At 72.3% G+C, this 21,744-nt stretch carries 18 protein-coding genes and 1 tRNA gene; 12 read left to right on the top strand and 7 right to left on the bottom strand.

Features of this window, described 5'->3' with window-relative positions:
- Positions 1-1,584 carry a cation acetate symporter gene (locus ACGF3H_RS20465; RefSeq protein WP_362497961.1) on the top strand — a complete coding sequence of 528 codons (1,584 nt, stop codon included), beginning with the start codon at positions 1-3 and terminating at the stop codon, positions 1,582-1,584.
- A gap of 690 nt (positions 1,585-2,274) precedes the next feature.
- On the opposite strand, the gene ACGF3H_RS20460 is transcribed toward ACGF3H_RS20465, so the two are convergent.
- From ACGF3H_RS20460 to ACGF3H_RS20450, 3 genes are all read right to left on the bottom strand, one after another.
- A complete protein-coding gene (locus tag ACGF3H_RS20460; protein ID WP_362497891.1) occupies positions 2,275-3,159 on the bottom strand; it encodes a cellulose-binding protein in 885 nt (294 codons plus the stop codon).
- Between the two features lie 205 nt (positions 3,160-3,364).
- Positions 3,365-6,136: an SUKH-4 family immunity protein gene (locus ACGF3H_RS20455; RefSeq protein ID WP_362497894.1), complete on the bottom strand. Its 2,772-nt coding sequence runs from the start codon at positions 6,134-6,136 to the stop codon at positions 3,365-3,367.
- 7 nt (positions 6,137-6,143) lie between these two features.
- Positions 6,144-7,145 (bottom strand): SMI1/KNR4 family protein, encoded by a 1,002-nt coding sequence (locus ACGF3H_RS20450; RefSeq protein WP_362497964.1) that lies wholly within the window; start codon positions 7,143-7,145, stop codon positions 6,144-6,146.
- A gap of 260 nt (positions 7,146-7,405) precedes the next feature.
- On the opposite strand from ACGF3H_RS20450, the gene ACGF3H_RS20445 reads away from it, so the two are divergent.
- Together ACGF3H_RS20445 and ACGF3H_RS20440 are read left to right on the top strand one after the other, a co-directional pair.
- The gene (locus ACGF3H_RS20445; RefSeq protein WP_362497896.1) at positions 7,406-7,933 is read left to right on the top strand and encodes a YwqJ-related putative deaminase; all 528 of its coding nucleotides are present in this window, start codon (positions 7,406-7,408) and stop codon (positions 7,931-7,933) included.
- A 46-nt stretch (positions 7,934-7,979) separates the two neighbouring features.
- Positions 7,980-8,489 carry an SUKH-3 domain-containing protein gene (locus ACGF3H_RS20440; protein ID WP_362497899.1) on the top strand — a complete coding sequence of 170 codons (510 nt, stop codon included), beginning with the start codon at positions 7,980-7,982 and terminating at the stop codon, positions 8,487-8,489.
- Positions 8,490-8,531: 42 nt separating this feature from the next.
- Here the strand turns inward: ACGF3H_RS20440 and ACGF3H_RS20435 are convergent, their stop codons facing one another.
- Positions 8,532-9,851, bottom strand: coding sequence for a histidine kinase (locus ACGF3H_RS20435; protein WP_362497902.1), 1,320 nt, complete (start codon positions 9,849-9,851; stop codon positions 8,532-8,534).
- A 135-nt stretch (positions 9,852-9,986) separates the two neighbouring features.
- Between ACGF3H_RS20435 and ACGF3H_RS20430 the strand changes: the two genes are divergently transcribed.
- The 7 genes from ACGF3H_RS20430 to ACGF3H_RS20400 all read left to right on the top strand — a co-directional run bounded on the left by ACGF3H_RS20430 (position 9,987) and on the right by ACGF3H_RS20400 (position 15,692).
- Positions 9,987-10,868, top strand: a complete 882-nt coding sequence (locus ACGF3H_RS20430; protein WP_362497905.1) for a hypothetical protein — start codon at positions 9,987-9,989, stop codon at positions 10,866-10,868.
- 6 nt (positions 10,869-10,874) lie between these two features.
- Positions 10,875-10,945 (top strand) — tRNA-Gln (locus ACGF3H_RS20425).
- Between the two features lie 125 nt (positions 10,946-11,070).
- The gene (glmU, locus tag ACGF3H_RS20420) at positions 11,071-12,519 is read left to right on the top strand and encodes a bifunctional UDP-N-acetylglucosamine diphosphorylase/glucosamine-1-phosphate N-acetyltransferase GlmU (protein ID WP_362497907.1); all 1,449 of its coding nucleotides are present in this window, start codon (positions 11,071-11,073) and stop codon (positions 12,517-12,519) included.
- A 133-nt stretch (positions 12,520-12,652) separates the two neighbouring features.
- A complete protein-coding gene (locus ACGF3H_RS20415; protein WP_362497910.1) occupies positions 12,653-13,627 on the top strand; it encodes a ribose-phosphate diphosphokinase in 975 nt (324 codons plus the stop codon).
- Between the two features lie 200 nt (positions 13,628-13,827).
- Positions 13,828-14,424: a 50S ribosomal protein L25/general stress protein Ctc gene (locus ACGF3H_RS20410; protein WP_362497912.1), complete on the top strand. Its 597-nt coding sequence runs from the start codon at positions 13,828-13,830 to the stop codon at positions 14,422-14,424.
- A gap of 91 nt (positions 14,425-14,515) precedes the next feature.
- Positions 14,516-15,118, top strand: a complete 603-nt coding sequence (gene pth, locus ACGF3H_RS20405) for an aminoacyl-tRNA hydrolase (RefSeq protein ID WP_362497915.1) — start codon at positions 14,516-14,518, stop codon at positions 15,116-15,118.
- Between the two features lie 52 nt (positions 15,119-15,170).
- On the top strand, positions 15,171-15,692 hold the full coding sequence (locus tag ACGF3H_RS20400; protein WP_362497918.1) for a hypothetical protein: 522 nt from the start codon (positions 15,171-15,173) through the stop codon (positions 15,690-15,692).
- Positions 15,693-15,762: 70 nt separating this feature from the next.
- Here ACGF3H_RS20400 and ppc read toward each other — a convergent pair whose 3' ends face one another.
- The gene (gene ppc, locus ACGF3H_RS20395) at positions 15,763-18,504 is read right to left on the bottom strand and encodes a phosphoenolpyruvate carboxylase (protein WP_362497921.1); all 2,742 of its coding nucleotides are present in this window, start codon (positions 18,502-18,504) and stop codon (positions 15,763-15,765) included.
- A 303-nt stretch (positions 18,505-18,807) separates the two neighbouring features.
- Here ppc and ACGF3H_RS20390 point away from each other — a divergent pair, with 303 nt between their 5' ends.
- Complete coding sequence (locus ACGF3H_RS20390) at positions 18,808-19,818, top strand: fatty acid desaturase (RefSeq protein WP_362497924.1); 1,011 nt, start codon at positions 18,808-18,810, stop codon at positions 19,816-19,818.
- Positions 19,815-20,489 (top strand): TetR/AcrR family transcriptional regulator, encoded by a 675-nt coding sequence (locus tag ACGF3H_RS20385; protein WP_362497928.1) that lies wholly within the window; start codon positions 19,815-19,817, stop codon positions 20,487-20,489. The genes ACGF3H_RS20390 and ACGF3H_RS20385 overlap by 4 nt, the downstream gene beginning before the upstream one ends.
- Before the next feature lie 10 nt (positions 20,490-20,499).
- Here the strand turns inward: ACGF3H_RS20385 and ACGF3H_RS20380 are convergent, their stop codons facing one another.
- Together ACGF3H_RS20380 and ACGF3H_RS20375 are read right to left on the bottom strand one after the other, a co-directional pair.
- Positions 20,500-20,862: a VOC family protein gene (locus ACGF3H_RS20380; RefSeq protein ID WP_362497931.1), complete on the bottom strand. Its 363-nt coding sequence runs from the start codon at positions 20,860-20,862 to the stop codon at positions 20,500-20,502.
- A 3-nt stretch (positions 20,863-20,865) separates the two neighbouring features.
- Positions 20,866-21,693 carry a trans-aconitate 2-methyltransferase gene (locus tag ACGF3H_RS20375; RefSeq protein ID WP_362497934.1) on the bottom strand — a complete coding sequence of 276 codons (828 nt, stop codon included), beginning with the start codon at positions 21,691-21,693 and terminating at the stop codon, positions 20,866-20,868.
- Positions 21,694-21,744 lie beyond the last annotated feature (51 nt).

Here is a 21,744-nt window from a genome sequence, read left to right as displayed (position 1 = left end):
ATGGCCCTGGTCGCCTTCACCGCCATCGCCACGGTCACGCTGCTGCTGTGCGTGATGACCGGCCCGGACCGGGACGACCTCGACGAGTTCTACACCGGCTACGGGACCCTGTCGCCGATGCGCAACGGCCTGGCCATCGCGGGCGACTACATCTCCGCGGCGACCGTCCTCGGCACCGGCGGCGTGATCGCCCTGTTCGGCTACGACGGTGTCGTACTCGCCCTCAGCACCGCGCTGTCCCTGCTGCTGCTCATGTTCCTGATGGCCGAACCGCTGCGCAACGCGGGCCGGTTCACCATGGGCGACGCGCTGTCCCGCCGCACCCCGGCGCGCAGCGTGCGCGTCGCGGCCTGCGTGGTGACCATCGCCGCGCTGCTGCCGATGATGCTGGTGCAGCTGGCCGGTACCGGGCAACTGCTGTCGTTTCTGCTGGGGTTCACCAGCGAGTCGGTGCAGACGGGCTGCATCGTCGGCGTGGGCGCGCTGATGATCAGCTACGCGGCGATCGGCGGGATGAAGGGCACCGCCCTCATTCAGATCCTGAAGATCGTGATGCTGCTCGGATCCGGCGCGGTGGTCACCGTCCTCGTCCTGAACCGCTTCGACTGGAACCCGGGCGCCCTGTTCGACGCCGCCGCCCGGGGCAGCGGCGCGGGCCCCGCCTTCCTGCACCCCGGCCTCGAGTACGCCTCCGCCGGACCCCACCCCGGGCTCGACATGGTCTCCTCCCAGCTGGCCGTGGTCCTCGGCGGCGCCTGCCTGCCGCACGTCACGATGCGCATGTACACCGCCTCCAGCGCCCGCCAGGTACGCCGGTCGATGTCCTGGGCGGTGTCGCTGGTGGCCCTGTTCGTGCTGGTCGTCACCGTCGTCGGCCTCGGCGCCACGGCCCTGGTCGGCCGCGAGACCGTCGCGCACATCGACCCGGCCGGCAACACCGCCTACCTGCTGGGCTCACGGGCCGCCTTCGGCACGGACGTGACCATGGTGGAGACCCTGCTCTTCACCACCGTCAGCACCGCCCTGTTCCTCACCCTGCTCGCCTCCGTCGCCGGCATGATCCTCGCCTGCGCCAACTCCCTGGCCCACGACGTGTTCGCCACCCGGCCACGGGAGCTGACGCCACGCCGCGAGATGACACTGGCCCGGCTGTCCGCCCTGGCGGTGGGCGTGCCCGCGATCGCGCTGGCCACCCTGGTGCAGCACCACAGCCTGCAGCCGCTGGCCACCCTGTCCTTCTGCCTGGGCGCGTCCGCCCTGTGCCCCGCCCTGGTCTACAGCCTCTTCTGGCGCCGCTTCACCCGAACGGGCCTGCTGTGGACGCTGATCGGGGGCACCGTCACGGTCCTGGTGCTGATGCCGGGCACCAGCCTGGTCTCCGGCACCCCGGTGGCGGCCTTCCCGGACGCCGACTTCAACTGGTTCCCGTTCACCACCCCCGGGCTGGTCTCCATCCCGGCCGGTTTCGCCTTCGGCTGGCTCGGCACGGTGGCCTCCGGCCGCCGGAAGACGGACGAGCAGCGCCGACGGTACGAGGCCCTGGAGGCGGGCCTCCTGGCGGGGGCGGTCCGCAGGGGCGGGTGACGGGGACTCCGTCCGGAGGGGGCGGCGGGACGGCGTCCGCCCCGTGCGGGACGGCGTCCGCCGCGTACGGGGCGGCGGGTCCTCGCTGGGACGGCACGCGGGGGCGGCGGGCGCCGCCGCACCCGCCGGAAGGCCGCGCCCTCCCGCCCGACCGGCCCTCACGTGACGGCTGGCAAGGACGCGGCGTGCGGGTGGCCGCCCCCGCGGCCGACGGCACATACGCATCCCGGCCGGGCGCGGCGTGCGGTGGCCGCCCTCGCGACCGGCGGGACGTACCCGTGGGCGAGGGGGCGCGGCACGCGGATGGCCCCCCGCCAGAGGCGGAACGCACGCGGGGGCGGCGGGCGCCGGGCGCGGCCGGCGATGGGCCACCCCGCGACAGACGGCAGATACGCATCCCGGCCGGCACGGCGTGCGGTGGCCGCCCTCGCGACCGGCGGGACGTACCCGTGGACGAGGGGGCGCGGCACGCGGATGGCCCCCCGCCAGAGGCGGAACGCACGCGGGGGCGGCGGGCGCCGGGCGCGGCCGGCGATGGGCCACCCCGCGACAGACGGCAGATACGCATCCCGGCCGGCACGGCGTGCGGTGGCCGCCCTCGTGACCGGCGGGACGTACCCGTGGACGAAGGGGCGCGGCACGCGGATGGCCCCCCGCCAGAGGGGAACCGACGCCGGGGCAGCGAGGGTGTCACTCCGCGCTGTGGCCCGTCAGGGTGCCCAGGCGGCCGCGGGACGAGCTGATCTGGTTCTGGACCTCGTCCCAGCGCTCCCCGTGTTCGCGCAGCACCCGCTCCGTCTCCCGGGCGATCCGCTCGGCCCGTGCCCGCGCCGCCGCGACGGTCTCCGCGGCCTGCGTCCGCGCTTCCTCCTGCCGGCGCCGGGCCGACGCCTCCTCCTCGGCCAGGGCCCGTTCCGCCTCGGCCAGCGCCCGCTCGGCGCGCGTGAGCCGCTCCTCGTGGCAGGCGTCCAGCTCGGCCGCCCGGTCCGCCTCCTCGCGCTCGGCCTCCGCCCACCGCTCCGCCTGCTCGGCCGCCTGCCCCGCGAGCAGCGACGAACCGCGCCGCCTCGCCTCCCGCGCCGCGGACAGCGCCTCGCCCCGCCCGGCCCGCACCTCGCGCCGGGCCGTGACCCGCACCTGGTGGGCCTCGGCCCGCGCCTTCGTCAGCCGCTGCCGGGCCCACGCGTCGGCCTCGGCCCGCACGGCGTCCGCATGCGCCCGCGCAGCACGCCCGGCCTCGGCTTCGAAGGCCCGCGCCCGGTCCATCAGCTCCCGCGCCCCGCGCCGCCCGCGCTCCCGTACGGCCTCGGCCTCCTCCTGCCCGAGCCGGAAGAGGCGCCGGGCCCGGTCCCCGAGCGACGCGTAGTCCTGCGGCGCCAGCCCCGCCACCGTCTCCCGCAGCCGGTCCAGCTCCGTGCCCATCCGGCGGGCCAGCACGGTGAGCCGTGCGGCCCGCTCCCAGGCGGCGTCACGCTCGCGGGAGAGTGCCTCGGCACACGCGTCGACCTGCTCGGGACGGTAACCGCGCGCCCGTACGGTCACGAAACCGTGCGGCGACGCCGATGCGCTGCTCATACCGGAACCCCTGTTTCGCCCGATCCACTGACAGACTTCCGCGATGTCCGGACATCTTTACGGATCAGACGTAAACACTCATAACGCGACACTCCGCACAAAAGGCACGACAATGGCGCCCCGGACCGGCCCCACGCCGACGGGCCGGGCCGGCTCCCGTGCGGGAGGCCGGCCCGGCCCGTCGTCGCGTGTCAGCGGCGCCGCCTCACAGCAGCCCGTCCCACATCTGCTCCAGCAGCACCGACCACCAGCTCTCCGCCGACCCGAGCGCCGCCGGGTCGATCGAGGCCAGCTGCGCCTGGAAGTCCACCGTCCAGCGGCCCGCCTGCTCCTGGTTCAGACCGAACCTGAGCCGCCACATCCGGCCCAGCAGCGCCAGACAGCGCGCGAACTCCGGCAGCCCCGTGTTCACGAACTGCGGCGGCACGGGCGCACCGCCCGGACCCGCCTCCACCGGCACCGCCACGATGTTCGCCGTGCCGTACTGCACACAGACCGCCCGGCCGAAGTCGCTGCCCACCACGAGGTACGAGCCCGCGTCCGAGGCCGGCTGCACGCCCCGCTCGGCCGCCAGCTCCGCCAGCGTCGGCACCGGACGGCCCGGCTGGGCCTGCGCCCAGAAGAAAGGCCCCATGTCCATCGGCAGCCCCGCCGCCACCAGCGTGTGCGCCACGACCGGCGGCACACCCTGCCGGGACACGGCGGCCTGCTCGAACCGGAAGACGCCCGGCCCGAACGCCGCCGCCAGTTCCTGACCGATGCCCTCCGGCGGGATCGGCGGCGCCGGCTGCACCTGCGGCAGCGGCGCCCGCACCGGCGCCGGACGCGCCGGCCCGTCGGCCACCTGGTGCAGCTCGCCCTGGTGCGCCAGCAGCTGCTGCATGCCCTGCTGCCGGCTCGCGTGGTCGGTGCCGTACGGGGCGATGGACGTGATCCGCGCCTGCGGCCACTGCTCCCGGATCATCCGCGCGCAGTACGCGCCCGGCAGCTCGCACGACTCCAGCTCGGTGTGCAGCTCGAGCACCTGGTCCGGCGGCACGTTCATGGCCCGCAGCTCGTGGAAGATCTGCCACTCCGGGTGCGGCGTGCCGGGCGCCGAACGCCGGATGAGCTGCTGCTCGGAGCCGTCCTGCGCGCGGTAGCGCAGCACCGCCTGGTAACCGGGGCCGACGGTCGGCTGACCGGCGGGCGGCTGCGGATAGCCGTACGCCGGAGGCTGCCCCGGCACCGGCTGCCCGGGCGGCGGCACCGCACCGGGCGGCATCGCGCCCGGCGGCACGGCGCCCGGCGGCACGGCGCCCGGCGGCGCGGGCTGCGCACCACCGGGGACACCCGGGGCACCGGGAGGCGGCGGCGGGCCGGGCACGCCCGGCGCGGACGGAGGCGGAGGCATGCCCGGGCCGCCCACCGGAGGCGCGGCCAGCACCGTCTCCGCATGGTGCACGGCACCCCGCGGCCCGCCGGAGGAACCCTGCGCGCCGGAAGCCGCGGGAGGCGGCGGCGTACCGGGACCACCACCCGCGCCGGGAACGCCCGGCGCCCCAGGGGCGCCCGGCACACCAGGGGCGCCCGGCACACCGGGAGCAGCGGGCGGCGCGGGAGGCTGAGGCGCCCCGCCGCCCGTCCGGCCCGGGTCGGCCAGCATCGTCGCGGCATGGTGCACCCCGCCCGGGGGCGTCCCGCCGGGGGCACTCGGCGGAGGCGGCGCGCCCGGCCCGGCCGGACCGCCGGGAGCGCCCGGGCCCTCGGGGCCGAGCGACGACACCAGCTGCGTCGGCACATAACCGCCCGCCGGCGCACCCGGCGCGGCCGGCGGCGGCGTACTCCCCGGCCGCCCGCCCGGCACACCCGGAGCGCCCGGCGGAGGCGGCGTCGTCGGACCGCCGCCGCGCCGCGGAGGCGCCGCCTTGCTGGTCGCGGCGTCGGCGATGTCCCCGGCGTTCGGCGGGAGCGGCCGCGCCGGCGTGCTCGGACCGGCCTGCGGCAGAGGCGCGGGCGCGGCGGGCGGCGCGGCCTGCGGCGGAGTGTGCGGCGCGGCAGGCGCGGCCGGCGGCGCGGAAGGCGCGGCAGGCGGCGGCGTCCCCGTGCCCGCGGGCGTCGCCGGCGTGTTCGGGCCGCCGACCGCCGGCGCGAGCGCCGTCCGCGGAAGCCGGCTGCCGCCCGACATCAGCGCCGTCTTCGCGTCCGGCGTCACCGAGGGCGGCGGCGCGTCGTCGGCACCGCTCAACGGCGGCGCGAACACCGTCTCGGGCAGCGGAACGGAACGGTCCTCCCCGGCGTCCGCGTTGGTGTCCGTCCCCGCCCAGGGGGTCGCTCCCGCGGGCGCGGCCGGCGCACCGGACGTGTCGCCACCGGCACCCGAGGCGTCACCGGCGGCCGGCCACGCCGCACCGCTGCCCCGGGCATCCGCGACCGCCCCGGCCGACGGCGCGGACGGAGCGGGAGGCACAGCGGGAGCAGAAGGCGCAGAGGAAGCAGCGGGAGCGGAAGGCGCCGCCGACGGCGCCCCCGCCTGCGTCTCGGGAAGCGCCCCCGCACCGCCCGCACCGGTGGCATCCGCCGCGGCACCGTCAGCGGCGCCCCGCTCACCCCGCCGGTCCGGAATGCCCAGCTTGTCCGCCGCCTCCTGCAACCACTCCGGCGGACTCAGCAGGAACGACGTCTGATTCAGGTCCACCCGCGCCGCGGGCGCGGGCGCCGGCTCCTCCACCGCCTCCGGACGGCCGTACTCCTCCTCGTAGCGGCGGATCACCTCCCCCACCGCCAGCGCCGGCCACAGCGTCGCCTCACCACTGTCCCGCGCGATCACCAGCCGCTGCGCACCCCCGTCCGAACGCGGCCCGTCCGCACGGTCCTCGGCCCACACCACGAACCCGAGACCGAACTCCCGCACCCGCACCTCACGGTGCTGGTACGCCGGCAGCTCACCGTTGACCCACTCCTCCGCGCGCTCCTGCGCCTGCGCGAACGTCACCATCGCCAGCTCACTCCCCTACCGGCGCCGAGGACGCCGACGCCACGGGCACCGCACGCGCGAAACCACCGTCCACCATCAGGTTCGCCACCGTCTCCAACTCCGGCGGCGATCCCGCCAGCCGGGACAGGAACGCGTCGAAGTCCTCACCGCACGGCAGCAGCAGGCGCTCCACCCGCTCCGCCGGCGACCAGGACGGATCCACGTCCCGCGCGTCGTCGTACGAGCAGAACCACACCGAACCGATCCGCTCGCCCTTCACCTTCACCGCGAGCAGACCACCCTGGACGAACGCGACGCCCAGATAGTCCTTCGTCAGGTGGTCCCGCAGACACTTGTTGACATAGACCAGGTCATTGACCGCCGCCTCCTCACGCACCGTGAAGAACGGCTGGTCCACCAGCAGCCCCAGCTCCGCGTCCAACGCCGTACCCACCGGCGCGCAACCACCCGCCGCCTTCAGGAACGACCGGTACGCACCCGGCAGCCGGTACCCGAGATCCTCCTCGACCCCCTGCACCTGCTGCTCCGTCACCGCCACACCCGACTTCGGCAGCCCGAAATGCGCCGGACGCGTCTCCTGCAACGGCCGCGTGCCCCGCTTGTCCTGGTCCACCGCCGCCGTCGCGATACCGCCGTGATGCCGCAGCAACGCCTTCACCTCGACCGGCACCAGCTCCATCCGCCGCGACCCGGCCGCGTGATGCCACGTCCAGCCGTGCGGCGTCGCCACCGCCGGCACCGTGTCCCACAGCTCGTGCCCCGACGCCGCCAAGGCCGCGTTCGCCGACACGTAGTCCGTCAGCCGCAGCTCGTCGACCCCGAACCCCACCGGCGGCTCCGCGATCTCCGCCACCGCACGGGCGTACGGCGAGAAAACGGGGTAACCACCCTCGTCCACCCGTACCCCTCTCGGGTGACGGGCCGCCCGCACCGGATCCGGAAAATGCACGACCTGCCCGGCGTAGGCCGCGTTCGGCGGCGCGATCTGCCCGAGCCGACCTGTCGTCATGGCGGTAGCCCCCTGCGGCGTCTGTCTGTCTGCACTGTCTTCCATCACCGCACGCGAACGCGGTGCCGACAGCCTATGCGGTACGCCGACACCGGTCACCGGCCCCGCACCACCACCCCCGCCCCACCCGTGACCAGCCGTCACCCCCTCGTGACGGACCGCCCACTCCCGGGCGTGTCACCCCGCCCCAGCTTCCGCACACGCCCCCGGATTTGGCACCCTGTGACCTCCGGGGGGATGCCCAGGAGGGGAAGATGATCATGAGTGCGACGCAGACGGGACCACACACCGGCAGGTCCGACGACCCCCGGACCGGCGACCCCCGCATCGGCTGGAGCGCCACCGACACCTCCCGCACCCCCACCCTGCGCCACCGCCGCGACGGCATACTCCCCACCGTCGCCGCCGCCCTCTCCGTCCGCGGCACCACCCTCACCGGGACCCCCACCCGCGCCGACACACCCCCCGCCCTGCACCACCTCGTCCAGGACTTCCTCGACACCCTCACCAGCGGACAACGCGACCGCTTCACCGGCCGCTGCGCCGAAACCATCCTCATCTCCCGGCACCTCACCACCGCCGACTCCGCCCGCAGCAAACGCGCCGCACGCAAACCCATGACCAACGGCGAAGCCCGCAAAGCCCTCAAACACGCCAAACTCACCACCCGCCGCATCCGCGAGGACGGCGACCCCCTCCACGGCAGCTTCGCCACCCCGTGCCGCGCCTGCACCGCCCTGAGCGCCCACTTCGGCGTCCGCATCGTCGACCCCACCACCGACGACTGACCGACCCCGCCACGCCGACGCCACCACCGAGACGAACCAAGGGCAGATGCACGCCGACCGCACCTCCACCACCCGCTTCCCCGTCCCCGTCGACGCCGCCCTGCGCGACGCCGGCTGGCAACCCGGACGCTGGGACATCAAGCAGGCCGAGATCTGGGCCGACACCCTGCGCGAACACACCTCACCCGCAGGACACCGCCACTCCGTCTTCCCCGCCGCCGTCGAAGCCTGGGCCGAATTCGGCGGCCTCACCATCACCCCCACCGGCCCCGGCCGCCAGATCGCCCCCGCCACCCTCCACCTCGACCCCCTGCACGGCCTCCACATGGCCCGCACCCTCGGCGACCTCGGCCGCGCCCTCGACACCCAGACCTGCCCCCTCGGCACCGAGACCGACACCCAGGCCCTCATCGCCATCGACACCGAAGGCCGCGTCTACGCCCTCGACCACACCGGCGACTGGTACCTCGGCCCCGACATCGACCAGGCCCTCGCCGCCCTCGTCGCCGGCACCCAGCCCACCCGCCTCACCACCACCGCCACCACCGCCGACTGAACCCCGCCCGGCCCGCGCCCACGGCTACGGCTACGGCTACGGCTACGGCGCCGGAATCACCGCCGACACCCGGAAACCCCCCGCGTCCGTCGGCCCCGACACGAACACACCACCCAGAGCGGACACCCGCTCCTTCATCCCCACCAACCCGTTGCCACCCGACGGCAACCGCGCCGACGACGCCGACGACACCTCCGGCGGCGGCTCGTTCTCCACCTGCATCGCGATCTCCGACCCCCGATGCGCCAACCGCACATACGTCTTCGCACCGGCCGCATGCTTATGGACGTTCGTCAACGCCTCCTGCACCACCCGGAACGCCGTCGACTCCACCTCCGGCGCATACGACCGCGCCTCCCCCTCCACCGACAACGCCACGACCATCCCCGCCGCCGTCGACTGCCCGATCAACTCCTCCAGCTCCGCCAGACACGGCCCCTCCGCAGGACGCTCACCGTCCTCCGCCGCCCGCGAAGCAGCCGCCGCCGCGGCCACCCCCACCGCCGCCAACGGCACCGCCGCCCGCTCCGCCCGCGCCCCCTCCGCACCCGCGCGCAACACCCCGAGCATCTCCCGCAGCTCCGTCAGCGCCTGCCGCCCCATGTCCCCCACCAGCGCGGCGTTCTTCACCGCCTTCTCCGGATCCTTCCGCGCCACCGCCTGCAACGCGGCCGCATGCACCACCATCAGACTCACCCGGTGCGCCACCACGTCGTGCATCTCCCGCGCGATCCGCGTCCGCTCCTCGCTGCGCGCCCACTCCGCACGCTCCTCCGCCCGCTCCGCGAGCAGCTGCAACTCCCGCTCCAGGCTGTCCGCACGCTCCCGCAGGCTCTCCATCAGCCGCCGCCGCGCCCCCACGTACAGCCCCAGCAGCACCGGCGGAGCGGTCATCCCCAGGGACGTGGTGATCGCCGCGAACGGAATGAACCAGTCACCGATGTCCAGATCATCGGACGCCATGTCCTGCCGCACCCGCACGAACGTCACGATCAACGTGCCGAGCAACGACATCCCGGCCAGCGACCCGATGATCCGCCGCGGCAGCTCGGACGCCGCCAGCGTGTACAGGCCGACGACCCCCATCAGAAAACCCATCTGCGCCGGCGTGACGGCGATCGCCACCAGCACCACCGCGATGGGCCACTTCCGCCGCACCACCAGCACCGAACCGGCCAGCAACCCGAAGACGACCCCCGCCGCCCACGGAATCCCGGCTTCCCTCGCGAACGGCACACCCTCCGCCGCGCACTCCAGCGCGGACACGACGCCGAGGCTCACATCGAGCACCGCTCCGCGCCGCCTGTCCCACCACCAAGGCCCACCCCGGGCCGGTACGTGGTCTTCCCCCGTCGTGGTCATACCCACCACCCTACGGGCGCCCCCCGCCCCCTTTCCGTCGACTTTCACCAAGCGATACGACGCGATATCCCTCGAACTGGTGAACCCTCGACCGACCAGCACCGGAGCCGCCCATTCCGGCCGGACGGTATGCCCATGGCACTTTCACGGAACAAGTACGCGGACTTCGAAGGCTTGCGGGAGCAGGCGGTGGCGTTGCGACGCGAGGGCCTCAGCCGCCGTCAGATCCGCGACCGGCTGCACGTCGACAACAACGACATTTTGAACCGCCTCCTGGAGGGCGAGCCGCCCCCGGAATGGACGAAGCGCCCGAACGCGAAGGACGACCTGCGGGAGCGAGCCCGTGAGCTGCGGCTTCAGGGCTGGACGTACGACCAGATCCAGGTGGAACTGGGATGCAGCAAGAGCTCGATCTCACTCTGGGTCCGGGACCTGCCGAAGCCGGAGCAGCGGCCCCGCACACGCACACGCGCAGAAGCCTCCGCCATCGCCAAGCGCGGCTGGGAAGCGACGCTGCGCGTACGGGAGGAGGAGAGGCAGCAGACCCGACGGAAAGCGTCGGAAGAGGTCGCCACCATGACCGATCGGGAACTATTCCTCACCGGCGTGGCCCTGTACTGGGCGGAGGGCTCCAAGAGCAAGCCGTACAGTCGCCGGGAGCGGGTGAGCTTCATCAACAGCGATCCCGACGTCATCACGGTCTTCCTGGCCTGGCTCACGTTGCTGCGCGTCGATCCCGCGTCCCTCAGATTCACCGTACACATCCACGAAACCGCGGACGTGCCAGGCGCCGAGGCGTACTGGGCCGAGCACGTCGGCATCAAGACGGCCGACCTCCTGAAGACCACTCTCAAGCGACACAACCCGAGCACCAATCGGAAGAACACCGACCAGAGCTACCGGGGTTGCCTGCGCGTCGACGTGCGAGGCGGGGCAGACCTGTACCGTCGCATCGAAGGCTGGTGGTACGGCATAGTAGGTGCTGCCTCCGCAGCCGATCTAGCAAATCGGACATAGCGGTAATCCCGGGTCGTCTAAGGGCAAGACGTCAGATTTTGGTTCTGATCATGGGGGTTCGAGTCCTCCCCCGGGAGCACATATTCAGTTCGGGTCCTGACCGGCGAAAGCCACCGTCAGGGCCCGCACTCATGCCCCCCACAAACCACCCCGGTATCCTGCGGATGTCCACCCCCACCCCCTCAAAGCCGAAGGGCATCCCGTGAGCGCCATTCGCCCGGCAGCCGTCGTCGTTCTCGCAGCGGGTGAGGGCACCCGTATGAAGTCGGCCACACCCAAGGTCCTGCACGAGCTGTGCGGACGTTCCCTCGTCGGTCACGTGCTCGCCGCCGCCGGTGAGCTGGAGCCCGAGAACCTGGTCGTCGTCGTGGGTCACGCCCGCGAGAAGGTCACCGCGCACCTCACCGAGGTCGCCCCCGACGTCCGCACCGCCGTGCAGGAGCAGCAGAACGGCACCGGGCACGCCGTCCGGATGGGGCTGGAGGCCCTGGGCGGTGCCGTGGACGGCACCGTCGTGGTCGTCTGCGGTGACACTCCCCTGCTGACCGGCGAGACGCTGCGGGCCCTCGCCGCCACCCACTCGGCCGACGGCAACGCCGTGACGGTGCTGACGGCCGAGGTGCCGGACGCGACGGGGTACGGGCGGATCGTGCGGGACGGGGCCTCCGGCGCGGTCACCGCGATCGTGGAGCACAAGGACGCCTCCGAGTCGCAGCGGGCGATCCGTGAGATCAACTCGGGTGTCTTCGCCTTCGACGGGCAGCTGCTCGCGGACGCGCTGGGGAAGGTGCGGACGGACAACAGTCAGGGCGAGGAGTACCTGACCGATGTGCTCGGCATCCTGCGGGAGGCCGGTCACCGGGTCGGTGCCTCCGTGGCGGGGGACCACCGGGAGATCGCGGGGATCAACAACCGGGTGCAGCTCGCCGAGGCCCGCCGGATCCTCAACGACCGGCTGCTGACGCGCGCGATGCTGGCCGGCGTGACGGTCGTGGACCCGGCGACCACGTGGGTCGACGTGACGGTGACCTTCGAGCAGGACGTCGTCGTGCACCCGGGGACGCAGTTGCTGGGCGGCACGCATCTCGCCGAGGGTGCGGAGGTCGGGCCGAACTCCCGCCTCACGGACACCAGGGTGGGCGCGGGCGCGCGGGTGGACAACACGGTGTCCCTGGGTGCCGATGTCGGTCCGGAGGCGACCGTGGGCCCGTACGCGTATCTGCGTCCGGGTACCCGGCTGGGGCTGAAGGCCAAGATCGGTACGTATGTGGAGACGAAGAACTCCTCGATCGGTGAGGGGACGAAGGTCCCGCACCTGTCCTACGTGGGTGACGCGACGATCGGTGAGTACACCAACATCGGTGCGGCGAGCGTGTTCGTGAACTACGACGGGGAGAGCAAGCACCACACGACGGTGGGTTCTCACTGCAAGACGGGTTCGGACAACATGTTTGTGGCTCCTGTCACGGTCGGGGACGGTGCCTACACGGCTGCCGGCTCGGTGATCACGAAGGATGTGCCGCCCGGTTCGCTGGCCGTGGCCCGTGGCCAGCAGCGGAATATCGAGGGTTGGGTGGCCCGTAAGCGTCCGGGGAGCGCGGCGGCGAAGGCGGCCGAGGCGGTGTCCCGGGAGTCCGGTGGCGAGGGCTGACCGGAAACCGGCGCGTCGAACACGGCGTACCGTGATAAGTGCACATCCGCACCCCACCAGCTGAGACGCCTCCGGCACCCAGCCGGACGAGCCTGATGAGGCTCAGCTGCGAAACCTCTGAGGAGAAAGTGCTGTGACCGGGATCAAGACGACCGGCGTGAAGAAGATGATGTTCTTCTCCGGCCGCGCCCACCCCGAGCTTGCCGAGGAGATCGCCCACGAGCTGGGTGTCGGGGTCGTCCCGACGAAGGCCTTCGACTTCGCGAACGGTGAGATCTACGTCCGTTATCAGGAGTCGGCGCGTGGTGCGGACTGCTTTCTGATCCAGAGCCACACGGCTCCGATCAACAAGTGGATCATGGAGCAGCTGATCATGATCGACGCGTTGAAGCGCGCGTCGGCCCGCTCCATCACCGTCATCGTGCCCTTCTACGGTTACGCGCGGCAGGACAAGAAGCACCGGGGACGTGAACCGATTTCGGCGCGTCTGGTCGCGGACCTGATGAAGACCGCGGGTGCGGACCGGATTCTGGCGGTGGATCTGCACACGGATCAGATTCAGGGCTTCTTCGACGGTCCGGTGGACCACCTGTTCGCGCTGCCGCTGCTGGCGGACTACGTGGGTGCGAAGGTGGACCGTTCGAAGCTGACGGTGGTGTCTCCGGACGCGGGCCGGGTGCGGGTGGCGGACCGCTGGTGCGACCGTCTGGGTGCGCCGCTGGCGATCGTGCACAAGCGTCGTGACAAGGACGTGGCGAACCAGGTGACGGTGCACGAGGTCGTCGGTGATGTGAAGGGCCGGATCTGTGTGCTGGTCGACGACATGATCGACACCGGTGGCACGATCTGTGCGGCGGCGGACGCGCTGTTCGCGCACGGTGCGGAGGATGTCATCGTGACGGCGACGCACGGTGTGCTGTCGGGTCCGGCGGCGGACCGGCTGAAGAACTCGAAGGTGAGCGAGTTCGTGTTCACGAACACGCTGCCGACGCCGAGCGAGCTGGAGCTGGACAAGATCACGGTGCTGTCGATCGCGCCGACGGTCGCGCGTGCGGTGCGTGAGGTGTTCGAGGACGGTTCGGTGACGAGCCTGTTCGACGAGCAGTAAGGGTTTTTCAGGGGGCCTGCGGGGCTCTCGAGATCGTTTTGGGTGCGGCCTTCGTCTCCGAGTAGACTGCTGAAGTTGCTCGGCGAGGGAGGCCGTACTCGTGTTTCGCGGGTGTGGCTGTCCGTTATCGACGCGCTCTTCGTAGCAGGCCGTTCGTGGCCGGGTGACCACGTCCGTTTCTACCTCTACGAGGAGTGATCATGTCCGAGGTGAAGCTCGCCGCCGAGACGCGCAACGAGTTCGGCAAGGGTGCCGCGCGTCGCATCCGTCGTGACAACAAGGTTCCGGGTGTTCTGTACGGTCACGGTTCCGACCCGGTGCACCTGACCCTTCCGGGTCACGAGCTGCTGCTGGCGCTGCGTACGCCGAACGTGCTGATCGCGCTGGACATCGACGGCAAGACGAACGAGCTGGCGATCCCGAAGTCGGTCCAGCGTGACCCGATCAAGGGCTTCCTCGAGCACGTCGACCTGCAGCTGGTGAAGCGCGGCGAGACCGTGACCGTCGAGATCCCGGTGCAGACCGAGGGCGAGCTGGCCCCGGGCGGCAACCTGCTGGAGCACGTGCTGGCCGCGCTGCCGGTCGAGGCCGAGGCCACGCACATCCCCGAGTCGGTCACGGTGTCCGTGGAGGGTCTGGAGGCCGGTGCCTCCGTCCTGGCCAAGGACATCAAGCTGCCGTCCGGTGTGAAGCTGGCCGTCGAGGACGACGCCGTGGTGCTGCAGGTCCTGGCCGCGCAGGCCGAGGAGCCCGCCGCCGAGGGCGAGGGTGAGGGCGAAGAGGCCGCCGAGGCCTGATCCTCCCGCACGGTCATCGTGTGGTCGGCCGCTGTTCCCGTGCGGGGCAGCGGCCGACGTGTATGTGTGGACGGACGGCGGACAAGGAGACATGGACGTGACGACGGACGCGGGTGCGCCCTGGCTGGTGGCCGGTCTGGGAAATCCGGGGCCCGAGTATGCCGCGAACCGGCACAATGTCGGTTTCATGGTGGTGGATCTGCTGGCGGAGCGGATCGGGGCGCGGTTCAAGCGGCACGGCAAGGCGCAGGCGCAGGTGGTGGAGGGGCGGATCGGTCCTCCGGGGCCGGCGAACCGGCGGGTGATCCTGGCGAAGCCGATGTCGTTCATGAACGTGTCGGGCGGGCCGGTGACGGTGCTGCGGGACTTCTACAAGGTGCCGGTGGCCAACATCGTGGCGGTGCACGACGAGCTGGACATCGACTACGGCGTGCTGCGGCTGAAGCTGGGCGGCGGGGACAACGGGCACAACGGGCTGAAGTCGATCACGAAGTCGCTGGGGTCGGACTATCACCGGGTGCGGTTCGGGATCGGCCGGCCGCCGGGGCGGATGCCGGTGGCGGATTTCGTGCTGAAGGACTTCTCGTCGGCGGAGCGCAAGGAGCTGGACTACTTCGTGGACCGTGCGGCGGATGCGGTGGAGTGTCTGGTGATCGAGGGGCTGGAGCGGGCGCAGGGCACGTACAACTCGTGACGTGTCGGGGTTTGCCGCCCGGGTGAGTTGACCGAGCGCATAGGTATGGCCAATGATCCCGGCCATGCCTGCCTCAGCCGCTGCCGCTGCCCGTCCTCGTCAGGCCTCGCGCGCCTCGCGTGCCGCGCTGCGGTTCGGCCGGGTGGCGGCGATGGGTCTGGTCGCCGCGTTGATCCTGATCGCCGGGGTGTGGGCGTCGTGGGGGACGGCGCAGCACGTGATGCTGACCAAGGGGCGTGAGCAGGGCACGGTCGAGGTGACGCGGTGCGGGGGCGGTTCGTGCAGCGGGCCGTACGCGCCGGTGTCGGCGGGGTCGCGGGCGCGGGCGAGCGTCGAGATCGAGGATTCGGTGGCCGTGTCGCGGGGGCGGACCTACTCGGTGGTGCTGAAGCCGGGTGGCGAGCACGCCGTCCGCTCGGGTCCGGCCGGGGTGCTGTACGCGTGGGTGCCGCTCGGTGGTGCGCTGCTGCTGGCGTCGGTGGTGGTGGCGGGCGGGCTGCGGCGGACGCGGGCGGCGTGGGTGCTGGCCGGGTCCGGGGTGGGGTTGCTGACGGCGGCGTTCTTCGCGGTGTGACGTGGATACGGCGGTGCCCCCGTGCTCGTGGTGAGCGCGGGGGCACCGCCGTTTCGCGGGTGGTGGGGTGTCAGCCGGTGTTGCGGAGGCCGGCGGCGACGCCGTTGACGGTGAGCAGCAGGGCGCGGGCGAGCAGCGGGTCGGGTTCCTCGCCGGCGGCGGCCGCTTCGCGCTGGCGGCCGAGGAGGGCGACCTGGAGGTAGGAGATCGGGTCGAGGTAGGCGTCGCGGATGGCGAACGTCTGCTTGAGGACGGGGTCGGCGTCGAGCAGTTCGTCCTCGCCGGTGACGTTGAGGACCTCGGCGACGGTCAGTTCGTGTTCGGCCTTGATGGCGTCGAAGACGTGCTTGAGTTCGTCGGGGACGAGGGTGTCGACGTAGTGCTGGGCGATGCGCAGGTCGGTCTTGGCGAGGGTCATCTCGACGTTGGAGATGAAGTTCCGGAAGAAGTGCCACTGCTGGTGCATCTCTTCGAGGACGGTGTCCAGGCCGGCCTCGCGCAGGGCCTTGAGGCCGGAGCCGACGCCGAACCAGCCGGGGACGATCTGCCGGGACTGGGTCCAGCCGAACACCCACGGGATGGCGCGCAGTCCGTCGAGGGAGACGCCGGAGCCGGGGCGGCGGGAGGGGCGGGAGCCCAGGTGCAGGTCGGCGAGCTGGTCGACGGGTGTGGAGGCCAGGAAGTAGGTGGGCAGGTCGGGGTCCTCGACCAGCTTGCGGTAGGCCTGGTGGGCCGCCTCGGAGACGACGTCCATGGCGGCGTCCCAGCGGGCGAGGGCCTCGTCGGACTGGCGGGGCGCGGTGTGCAGGGCGGATGCCTGGAGGGTGGCGGCGACCGTCAGTTCCAGGTTCTCGCGGGCCAGGGACGGGATGAGGTACTTGTCGGAGATGACCTCGCCCTGCTCGGTCACCTTGATCTCGCCCTCCAGGGTGCCCCAGGGCTGGGCGAGGATGGCGTCGTGGGTGGGGCCGCCGCCGCGGCCGACGGTGCCGCCGCGGCCGTGGAAGAGGCGCAGGCGTACGCCGTAGCGGTGGGCGACGTCGCGCAGGCGGCGCTGGGCGCGGTGGATCTCCCACTGGCTGGTGGTGATGCCGCCGAACTTGGAGGAGTCGGAGTAGCCGAGCATGACCTCCTGGACGTCGCCGCGCAGGGCGACCAGGCGCCGGTAGGAGGGGTCGGCGAGGAGGTCCTCGAGGATGGTGTCGGCGGCCTTGAGCTCGTCGGTGGTCTCCAGGAGCGGCACGATGCCGATCTTGGCCCAGCCGGCGTGCAGGTCGATGAGGCCGGCCTCGCGGGCGAGGACGGCGGCGGCGAAGACGTCGTCGGCGCCCTGGCACATGGAGATGATGTAGGACTCGATGACCTCGGGGCCGAAGACCTCCAGGGCGCGGCGCACGGTCTGGAAGACGCCGAGGGTCTTCTCGCCGGCCGCGTCCACCGGGGCGGGGGTCGGGGCGAGCGGCCTGCGGGAGCGCAGCTCCTTGGCGAGGAGCTTGGTGCGGTACTCGCGGGGCATGTCGGCGTAGCGCCAGGACTCCTCGCCGAGGCGGTCGAAGAGCTGGCCGAGGGCGTGGTGGTGGGCGTCGGCGTGTTCGCGGACGTCCATGGTGGCGAGCTGGAGGCCGAAGGCGGCCAGGGTGCGGATGGTGCGGGCGAGCCGGCCGTCGGCGAAGAGGCCGCCGCGGTGTTCGCGCAGGGAGGTCTGGAGGATGCGCAGGTCGGCGAGGAGTTCGGCGGTGCCGAGGTAGTCGTGGCCGTCCTCGTGGGGGATGCCCCGGGCGAGGCGCTCCTTGGTGTTCTCCAGCTTCTGCCGGATGCAGGTGGCCTTGAGCCGGTAGGGCTCTTCGGCGTTGAGGCGCTTGTAGCGGGGGCTGATCTCGGGGAGCCGGTCGAGGTCGGCCTGGAGGGAGGTGAGGAGTTCTTCCGTCGCTCCGGTGTAGCGGATGGAGTTGGACAGGAAGCCGCGCAGCTCGTCGATCATCTCCAGGGCGTCGTTGATGCCGTGTTCGTGCTGGAGGATGAGGACGTCCCAGGTGACCTGGGGGGTGACGTTGGGGTTGCCGTCGCGGTCGCCGCCGATCCAGGTGCCGAAGGTGAGGGGGCGGGTGTCGTCGGGGAGCTTGACCCCGGCGCGTTCGAGTTCGGCCGTCAGGTCCTCGAGGACGTCGCCGACGGCGCCGGCGTGGAGTTCGTCGAGGTAGTAGATGGCGTTGCGGGCCTCGTCGGCGGGTTCGGGGCGTACGACGCGGAGTTCGTCGGTCTGCCAGACGAGGTCGATGTTCTCGGCGAGGCGGGTGTCGAGGCGGCGCCGGTCGGACTCGATGACGGGGGTGTCGAGGAGGGCGGCGATGCGGCGCAGCTTGTTGAGGACGGAGCGGCGGGCGGCCTCGGTGGGGTGCGCGGTGAAGACGGGGCGCACGTTGAGGTTGCGGACCGTCTCGCGCAGGTGCTCGGGGTCGGCGTCCTTGAGGCGGTCCGCGGTCCGGGCGAGCAGTCCGCCCTCGGCGGAGCGGCGGGCGCGCAGTTCGCGGCCGCGGTGCACCTGCTCGGTGACGTTGGCGAGGTGGAAGTAGGTGGAGAAGGCGCGGACCAGCTTCGCCGCGGTCTGCAGTTCGGTACCGCGCAGCAGCTCCGCGGCGGCCTCGCCGTCCTCTCGGGTCAGGCGGCGTACCTTCTCTACGAGGTCCAGCAGTTCGGGGCCTTCCTGCCGGACGAGGGTCTCCCCGAGGAGGTCGCCCAGTCGGCGGATGTCGGCCCGCAGTTCGGTGCTGGTGGTCGCCTGGGACACAGTCTGGTCGTCGGCACTGCTCACAGGTGCGGCTCCTTGCAGTGTTGAAGCTCGTCTGGGAGGGAACCCGGACGGCGTCTCGCGCGGCGGGCGCCGCTTACGGGGCTGGACGTCCGGGAAGAAATCTGAGCGGACCGCGCTGTCCGACCGCTCTCCAGGATAGGTGTCGACCGGGACGCGCAGGCTCTGGGGCTCTTGCCGCGGGGCGACGCGCTGCCATACTTACGTCGCCGTAGGTTACGGAACCGTAGGAAACTGTGCGTGGTTTCCGCGGCGTGTTTCCGCGGCCCACGGCACGGCCAAACCCTCGACCCCCCAAGGACGCGCATGACCACGAGTTCCGATGTGATCCCAGACGCTCCGAAGGCCCCCGACGAGGAGTCCGCGGACTCCGCCACGCTGGGCGGTGAGCAGAAGCGTTCGATCGAGCAGATCACCCTGCTGCTGTTCATCACCGTCCCCTTCCTCGCGCTGGTGGCGGCGGTGCCGCTGGCGTGGGGGTGGGGGGTGAGCTGGCTGGACCTGGGTCTGCTGGTCTTCTTCTACTACCTGGGCTGCCACGGCATCACGATCGGTTTCCACCGTCACTTCACCCATGGTTCGTTCAAGGCGAAGCGGCCGCTGAAGATCGCGCTGGCGATCGCGGGTTCGATGGCGGTCGAGGGGCCGCTGGTCCGCTGGGTCGCCGACCACCGCAAGCACCACAAGTTCTCCGACGCCGAGGGCGACCCGCATTCGCCGTGGCGGTACGGCGAGACGGTGCCGGCGCTGATCAAGGGCTTGTGGTGGGCGCACATCGCCTGGATGTTCGACGAGGAGCAGACCCCGCAGGAGAAGTACGCCCCGGATCTGATCAAGGACCCGGCTCTGCGGGCGATCTCCCGCCAGTTCGTCCTGTGGACCGCGGTGTCGCTGGCCCTGCCGGCGCTGATCGGCGGGCTGGTCACGATGTCCTGGTGGGGTGCGCTCACCGGGTTCTTCTGGGGGTCCCTCGTCCGGGTGGCGCTGCTGCACCACGTGACGTGGTCGATCAACTCGATCTGCCACGCGGTCGGCAAGCGGCCGTTCAAGTCCCGGGACCGTTCGGGCAACGTGTGGTGGCTGGCCGTCCTGTCCTGCGGCGAGTCCTGGCACAACCTGCACCATGCCGATCCGACGTCGGCGCGGCACGGCGTGATGCGCGGCCAGCTCGACTCGAGCGCCCGCCTGATCCGCTGGTTCGAGCAGCTGGGATGGGCGTACGACGTGCGGTGGCCGTCACGCTCGCGTATCGATGCGCGCCGCAACACGGATCAAGGAGCCGCCCGCCGCCGGAAGGAAACCGTCGAGGCGGCATGATGGTCGCTGTGGCGACCGACTCCAGCACTCCCAGCAATGACAAGCCGCGGCGTGCGCGCCGTACCCGGATGACCGGTGCCGAGCGTCGCCAGCAACTGCTGGAGATCGGTCGCACCCTCTTCGCCGCGAAGGGTTTCGAGGGCACGTCGGTGGAGGAGATCGCGGCGAAGGCCGGGGTGTCCAAGCCGGTGGTGTACGAGCACTTCGGCGGCAAGGAGGGCCTGTACGCGGTGGTGGTCGACCGCGAGATGCGGCGGCTGCTGGAGATGGTGACCAGCTCCCTGACCGCCGGCCACCCGCGTGAGCTGTGCGAGCAGGCGGCGTTCGCGCTCCTCGACTACATCGAGGAGTACACGGACGGTTTCCGCATCCTGGTCCGCGACTCCCCCATCCCGCAGTCGACGGGCACCTTCGCCTCGCTGATCTCCGACATCGCCACCCAGGTGGAGGACATCCTGGGCCGCGAGTTCAAGAACCGCGGCTTCGACGCCAAGCTGGCCCCGCTGTACGCGCAGGCGCTGGTCGGGATGGTGGCGCTGACCGGGCAGTGGTGGCTGGACGTGCGCCGTCCGAAGAAGGCGGAGGTGGCGGCGCACCTGGTGAACCTGGCGTGGCACGGCCTGGACGGCCTGGAGCCGAAGCCGCGGCTGATCGGGCACCGCAAGGCGTAGCGGGGCCCGGTCAGCCGGCCGGTTCGAGGAATTCGAGCCGGTTGCCGACCGGATCCTCGGAGAAGAAGCGCCGGTGGCCCGGGAGGTCACCGTCCCGGATGACAGGCGCCCCGTGGGCCGCCAGCCGGGCGGCGTACGTGTCGATCCCGCTGACCCTCAGGCCCGGGTGGGCCTTCTTCGCGGGCCGGAAGTCCGCCTCGATGCCCAGGTGGAGCTGGACGGCGCCGGCCCGGAACCAGCAGCCGCCGCGCGCCGCGAGAGCCGGCGGCTTGGGGATCTCGGTCATGCCGAGGACGCCCGCGTAGTAGGCCCTCAGGTCGTCCTCCGAGCCGGGCGGGGCGGCCAACTGCACGTGGTCGAGTGCGGTGAGCACGGCTCACGCCTCCCTGGTGGCGACGGCGAAGACGCGGCGGAAGGGGAACGGGGTGCCGTGCGAGCCGGGCGGGTAGGCCTCGCGGAGAGCGGCCCGGTACTCCTCGACGAACGCGTCCCGGGACTCCGGGTCGTCGGCGAGCGCGGTGAGGACCGGACGCAGGCCCGTGCCCCTGACCCAGTCGAGGACGGCATCGTCCCCGGTCAGCAGGTGGAGGTAGGTCGTCTCCCAGACGTCCGCGGCGCAGCCGAGGCCGGTCAGCCGCTCCAGGTACGCCTCGGGGGTGAGGACGGCGTCGTCGTGGCGGAGGACGCCGTCGAGGCGGTCCCGCCAGCGCGGGGAGCCGGCGATGTCGCGCATCAGGCGGTGACTGGGGGCGCCGAAGTTGCCGGGGACCTGGAAGGCGAAGGTGCCGCCGGGCCGCAGGGCGGCGGTCCAGTCGGCGAAGCGCTCGACGTGGCCGGGGACCCACTGGAGGGTGGCGTTGCTGATGATCAGGTCGTGCGGCTCGGCCGGGGTCCAGGTGCGGGCGTCGGCGTGGGCGAAGCCGAGGCGGCCGCCGCCCGGGGTGGGGCCGGCGTGTTCCTCGGCCCGCGCGAGCATCTCGGCGGAGTTGTCGTAGCCGGTGATGCGGGCGGTGGGCCAGCGGCCGGCGAGCAGGGTGGTGACGTTGCCGGGGCCGCAGCCGAGGTCGGCGATGCGGGGCGGCTCCGCGGCCGGCTCCGCGGGCAGGCTGGGGACGCGGGCGAGGAGGTCGGCGAAGGGACGGGCGCGGTGGCCGGCGTGACGCAGGTACTGGGCGGGGTCCCAGGCGGGCGTGGTGGCGGACATGGTGCCTCCGGGGAGCGGCCGGACGGGTCGGGTACCCAGCGTCACCCGACA

This window comes from Streptomyces sp. NPDC048185 (genome assembly GCF_043202495.1).
Classification (GTDB): Bacteria; Actinomycetota; Actinomycetes; order Streptomycetales; family Streptomycetaceae; genus Streptomyces.
This window is presented reverse-complemented; position numbering and strand designations above follow the sequence as displayed.

Bases quoted from the DNA above. Each gene is read 5' to 3' on its own strand.
- ACGF3H_RS20450 (WP_362497964.1), bottom strand. From the start codon at position 7,145: ATGACGACAGGTCGGCTCGGGCAGATCGCGCCGCCGAACGCGGCCTAC.
- ACGF3H_RS20375 (WP_362497934.1), bottom strand. From the start codon at position 21,693: ATGTCCGCCACCACGCCCGCCTGGGACCCCGCCCAGTACCTGCGTCAC.
- ACGF3H_RS20440 (WP_362497899.1), top strand. From the start codon at position 7,980: ATGCACGCCGACCGCACCTCCACCACCCGCTTCCCCGTCCCCGTCGAC.
- ACGF3H_RS20455 (WP_362497894.1), bottom strand. From the start codon at position 6,136: ATGGTGACGTTCGCGCAGGCGCAGGAGCGCGCGGAGGAGTGGGTCAAC.
- ACGF3H_RS20435 (WP_362497902.1), bottom strand. From the start codon at position 9,851: ATGACCACGACGGGGGAAGACCACGTACCGGCCCGGGGTGGGCCTTGG.
- pth (WP_362497915.1), top strand. From the start codon at position 14,516: ATGGACGTGACGACGGACGCGGGTGCGCCCTGGCTGGTGGCCGGTCTG.
- ACGF3H_RS20465 (WP_362497961.1), top strand. From the start codon at position 1: ATGGCCCTGGTCGCCTTCACCGCCATCGCCACGGTCACGCTGCTGCTG.
- ACGF3H_RS20445 (WP_362497896.1), top strand. From the start codon at position 7,406: ATGAGTGCGACGCAGACGGGACCACACACCGGCAGGTCCGACGACCCC.
- ACGF3H_RS20400 (WP_362497918.1), top strand. From the start codon at position 15,171: ATGATCCCGGCCATGCCTGCCTCAGCCGCTGCCGCTGCCCGTCCTCGT.
- ACGF3H_RS20385 (WP_362497928.1), top strand. From the start codon at position 19,815: ATGATGGTCGCTGTGGCGACCGACTCCAGCACTCCCAGCAATGACAAG.
- ACGF3H_RS20430 (WP_362497905.1), top strand. From the start codon at position 9,987: ATGGCACTTTCACGGAACAAGTACGCGGACTTCGAAGGCTTGCGGGAG.
- ACGF3H_RS20410 (WP_362497912.1), top strand. From the start codon at position 13,828: ATGTCCGAGGTGAAGCTCGCCGCCGAGACGCGCAACGAGTTCGGCAAG.
- ACGF3H_RS20460 (WP_362497891.1), bottom strand. From the start codon at position 3,159: ATGAGCAGCGCATCGGCGTCGCCGCACGGTTTCGTGACCGTACGGGCG.
- ACGF3H_RS20390 (WP_362497924.1), top strand. From the start codon at position 18,808: ATGACCACGAGTTCCGATGTGATCCCAGACGCTCCGAAGGCCCCCGAC.